Origin of the sequence: Cobetia sp. SIMBA_158, from assembly GCF_046566945.1 — a bacterium.
In the GTDB taxonomy this organism is placed as follows: domain Bacteria; phylum Pseudomonadota; class Gammaproteobacteria; order Pseudomonadales; family Halomonadaceae; genus Cobetia; species Cobetia amphilecti.
In genome coordinates this window covers 1-259 of record NZ_JAWJYL010000611.1, presented here as the reverse complement: position 1 = coordinate 259, position 259 = coordinate 1, and the positions used below count along the sequence as shown (strand labels likewise).

General features: G+C 72.2%; 1 protein-coding gene. It reads right to left on the bottom strand.

Annotated elements, in window-relative coordinates; all coding sequences use genetic code 11:
• Positions 1-259 (bottom strand): AMP-binding protein (locus tag R2R70_RS21280; protein ID WP_410979090.1); only part of this gene is annotated, 259 nt, incomplete at both ends.

Sequence of the window (259 nt, the reverse complement as noted above, 5' to 3'; positions counted from 1 at the left end):
CGAGGCGGCCAGCGCCGCATGCTCGGGGGCCGCAAGCACGATCCGGCAGCCGCACTCCTGCACCACGGCCTGCAGATGCGTTAGCGGATGAGCGGCGATCAGCGGCACATAGAACTTGCCCGCGCCTAGCACGCCGTACAGCGCCGCGATCATCGGTGCGCCATGAGCATAGAGCAGCGCGACCGGCTCCTCGCCGGCATCGCCCGCGGCCAGCAAGGCCGCCGCGACGCGCGAGGCGCGCGCGGCGAGTTCGCCATAG